The sequence below is a fragment of the Gilliamella bombi genome, assembly GCF_900103255.1.
Lineage (GTDB): Bacteria > Pseudomonadota > Gammaproteobacteria > Enterobacterales > Orbaceae > Gilliamella > Gilliamella bombi.
Genome location: NZ_FMWS01000028.1, coordinates 1 through 4,674, shown reverse-complemented (window position 1 = coordinate 4,674; position 4,674 = coordinate 1). Strand labels below are relative to the sequence as shown.

Annotated in this window: 4 protein-coding genes; all 4 read left to right on the top strand. The window is 38.0% G+C overall.

Features of this window, described 5'->3' with window-relative positions; all coding sequences use genetic code 11:
* The coding region (locus B9N71_RS06280) for a DUF2345 domain-containing protein (protein WP_143422067.1) at window positions 1-724 on the top strand (724 nt) is incomplete at its 5' end.
* 2 nt (window positions 725-726) lie between these two features.
* A complete protein-coding gene (locus B9N71_RS06275; RefSeq protein WP_085164878.1) occupies window positions 727-1,656 on the top strand; it encodes a hypothetical protein in 930 nt (309 codons plus the stop codon).
* Between the two features lie 22 nt (window positions 1,657-1,678).
* The gene (locus tag B9N71_RS06270; RefSeq protein WP_085164876.1) at window positions 1,679-4,489 is read left to right on the top strand and encodes a toxin VasX; all 2,811 of its coding nucleotides are present in this window, start codon (window positions 1,679-1,681) and stop codon (window positions 4,487-4,489) included.
* 63 nt (window positions 4,490-4,552) lie between these two features.
* Window positions 4,553-4,674, top strand: a 122-nt coding sequence (locus tag B9N71_RS12800) for a transposase (protein ID WP_143422065.1), incomplete at its 3' end; no start/stop codon positions are given.

Sequence of the window (4,674 nt, the reverse complement as noted above, 5' to 3'; positions counted from 1 at the left end):
ACTACGCACCGATGAATGGGGTGCGATTGCCGCCAATAGAGGCTTATACCTAACCACCCAAACCCAGCCCAAAGCGCAAGGTAAACAGCTTGATATGCAAGCGGCCATTGCCCAAATTGAGAATGCCCTCTCCATTGCTAAAGCGCTACAAAATGCCGCCACCCAGTCCGAAGCGCACAGCGCCGATACCGACAGCCAAGACCAACTTAAAGCCAACTTAACTCAGCTAACCCAAAGTGGCATTTTAGCCTATGCGCAAGAAGGCATCGCCCTAACTAGCCCTGAAAATATCCAACTATCGACAGCTAACTGCCTAACCTTAACCAGTGAAAACCAAACCGATATCAACGCCTTAAAAAATATCACCCTATCATCGGCTGAAGCGCTTGGTTTATTTGCCCAAAAATCAGGGATGAAACTATTTGCCAACCAAGGCGATATCGAGGTGCAAGCCCAAAATGCTAACCTTAATATGGCTGCCAAGCAAGATGTTAAAGTTGATAGTGTGGATGGCAAAGTTACCATTACCGCCAAAGACAATCTCACCCTTATCTGCGGTGGCTCTTATATCAAAATCAGCAGCGAAGGCATCGAACTTGGCACACAGGATAATATCTATCTTAAATGTAATGTATTGCAAAAGATGGGACCGGCAACCCAATCTAAAACAATTAGATTAAATTCAAGTGAACTGAATGTAAAACGCTGCGCAGAAACGGATTAAAAATGATTACTGAATTAAATAATCAAAATAACTTTAACAAATATCGCTATTTACTAGTCGATAATTTAGTGGCACTTAATTCAATAAACCCATTGTCACACGACTCATTAGTGAATCAATTTGGTGAAGACAAACTATTTGGTGAACATAAACTCACTCAGGTATTACGTACCGATTTAGATTATGATCCAAGCATATGCCCAACACTGATTAAACTGGCAGAGCCCAATGAATTTTTAGACAGTCCCATCCTTGATGAAATTGGTAAACAGGCCGAAATCGAATGTTTTTGGTCAAAGCGTTATATTTGCGCTTATATTGTTAGCCCCCTTAAACCGTCAATATTGGCAAAACAGCTGATAGCTATAGGTAATAACATCGCTAAAATATTGCAACAGCCTTATTATCCTTTCTTTGAACCGTTTCGTATGCAATTTTTGCACGAAGTTGCTACCAACCAAGACACCGCATGGCTAAAATCGCAATTTGCTCCAATTGAAAACTATTATTACCCATCCATTTATGCTGGGCAGTTTATTCGTTTCACGGCCGATAGTGAACTTGAAACGCCAGACCGTTGGAGCACTCAGTATTGTCAGCGCTTAAAAAAACTGAGAATGATTCGAACCCTTGTTAAGGCATGGGCAAATAATCGAACGCAATTTGATGAGCAAAAAAATTTACCACTCCATAACCAAGTCATTTTGCAATCAACGCAACTGGTTGAGCAAGCTTATCAATTAGGTTTAACTGAAGCTACCGATATCTTATTTTGGGGATTAAATGGCTTAAGGTACCAAACCGCTTTTACTCAGCATCCTAACGTGCTTGAACAAATTGCCAAAGCGCAAAAAGCACCGAGCACATTGTCAAAACACATTATTGACGCCAATATTAACCTTGAAAGCCAATTACTTTCTATTAACGAATAAGACAAGCATTAAAGAGTGTAAGATGAAAAAAACAGCAAACACCGCCATAGAAAATAAAGATGAAGCAGCAGGTCATTGCCTTGCCTGTGAACGAACAGGATTACCAGTCTTTTTACTGCGTCAAGCCGTGATAAAAACAAAATTCAATAAAATTAAACAGGTTAACCAGACTTATCAAGAACTGGCGAATTATACTAAAACATTAGATTTTAAACAACGCATGCCAGATGAAGCATTAAAATATTATGACTATGTACTTCGCACTTTGCGTAACGGTTATGTCTATGTGATGCAACAACAAGGTGATGATATTGAGAGCCGAATACTTCATGTGTATGAATGCATTGACGGCGCACTAAGATTAAAAAACTTCCTTGAACTAACTAATACCGAGCCAAGACCCATATCAAAAGCGTGTAAAGATGCTTGCCACACCATTCCAGCCTCGTTTATTAATCTTAATAATAAGGACTTTACGCAAGCTTGGGTGGCTTATTCTTCACAACCTTGGCCTAAAAAGACCCTTGACGATTACCTAAAAGAACAAGATAGCCAAGTGTTATCGCGTTTTACCAAAATTGATATACAAAAACTCAAAGACTCACCGTCTGAGGCAACGGGCAAACGAGCGGTACCGTTTAAAGATATTTTTGGTTATAGTCATGAACATGATGATAATGATAAAAGCAAAGTGCTTGAGTTTCGTTTTGGAGAGCGAGGTCTGGAGAATTTCAAATCAGCACATCCCTTTACCAGCTTAAAAAGCCAAAGGCAAAAATTTGCCAATCACGCAAACCTTCTATATCAGGGCAATAGGCCAATATCTTGTGGTGTAGTACTAGAAGACACCTTCGGTATCGCCGAAGAGCTTAACTCGCAACGGGTATCGCACCTGCATATGTTTAACGAAAAACCATTAACCACAGATGAAGTGAATTTAGCAGAAGAATTAATCGATGGTTTTGACGATTTAGATAAAGCAACCAAAATCTATGAACAACGAGCAAAAAACATGATCCAGACGATCAACCCAGTATTGAAAAATCAATTTAATTATTATCAACCAGTAATGTTTAAAAAGCGGGTAATTTTACAGTTAATGGAGCAGTACCGAACTTCAATTGTAACTTCGTTTGATCGTGAAATCGCTCGCGTAAAAGAAGAAATAAAAAAAGTAAAAAATTCAGGCAATGACACCATCGGCTATAATGGTATTCCAACATCTGCGAGAATGCACCAAAAAATCGGCAAATTGAGCGAAGATAAAACCAAAGTACTGAATGATTTTGATAGCTGTGTAGATCAAGGTAAAGTTGATACCTTCAAAGGGAAATTAGAAACAGCCTATAAAGAAGTAGTTGATTATCATAAAGAGTGGTCGCAGGACTACTTTACCTATTTGCGTTGGTTATTTGGTAAACAAGGCATTGTCTCGCAATTTAGCAAAACCAAACCCAAAAGCGTTAACACCAATCATTTTTGGCAACGTGAATTTGATTTTAGCACCGAAACGACGCGATTGGCGCACGCATCAGAAATTGGATCTATTTTAGTCGATACCACTCATTCCGAAATTAAACTCGATCAAGACAGTGCCCTATGGGATGAGCTGCTCAGTAATCCTGAAAGTATCTATTACATCACCGAATATAACAACTCTAAAGGAATAGATCGTGACGAAAAGGTCTATGTAGACTTAAAAACTAACGAATTGATAACACCAAAGGATTGGTTATCAAAAGCAACGGAGTTTATTGGTACAGTTTCTACAACAATTGCAGAAAAAAAGGGGGATAAAGATCTAAACGATAAAAAAAGTGTATTAGAAAAAAACAAAGCCGAGCTAGAAGCTAAAATTGAACAAAATAAACAAAAAATTGACGAGCTTGAACAACAAAAAAAACAAATTCCAGTGAGTGATCCCGTAGCACAAGAAAAACTCAGGCGCGAAAAAAAAGCTTATGAAACTAAGAATAAGGAATTGAATAAAAGCCTTGAAGCAGTAAATAAAGAATTATCAAACCTTGCTAATTCAACACAACAAACTCACGCATCAACCAAATATAGTGAAAGTTTACTTAACCGCACGGCACTCAAAAAACAGGCAACACTGGCTAAAGACACCTTACTTAAACCGATAAAATCGCACTGGATGCGGCTTAATGCATTTGATGAACTTGCCAGACTAGGGGCACTACCGGTTGAAATAAACGTGCAGATTAGACCAGAAAATATCGTAAAAATTCAAAATCTATTAACCCAAATGCATCGCGGTTTTTATCATCGTGGTGTCTATCACCCGCACGAGCTTGCCTTTTTAGAAAGTTTTGATATTGATGAAAAGCCAATTAAAACAGACTTGGGCAAAATGCAAAAAGCGAAATTTACTCTGTGCTTTCCTGATAAAGCCAGTAAAGCCTTGTTTGTTGACTTTATCAACGGCACTAATGGCACATTAAGCCCATACAGCTTAAAACAATTTATGGAGCAAAAGTATAAAGATTATTTCAAATTAATCCATAAACAAAAAACACTGCTTGAAAACATAGAAAAAGTCAATCAAGGCAAAGCGTCAATCACTGATAAATTACGCAAAATCAGTGATAAAGCCCTAGAGCGAGCTAAAGCTAAAATAAACGAAAAAATATCAAAAGCAGGAGGCATAATAGACATAGCGCAACATGAATTAGAACGTATCTATAATGAGATAGACTTACAAACCGCTAATCAAAACGTCAAAACGGGAAAAATAACTTTTGGTATCAATCTTGCGGTGAGCGGTATATTAGGCACCCTTACCCTAATAAACATTAGCGTGGATCGGCTACACTAATTCATACAACTTTTTTAAGGGGTAAGGTAAGGTAAACTTATCACAACTAAAAAAGGAACAAATATGAATAAGATTAAACGCAAAAGACGAACATTCACAGATGATTTTAAACAGCAAATGGTCAGTCTTTATCAACATGGTAAATCACGTAGTGAAATCGTTGCCGAATATGATTTGACACCATC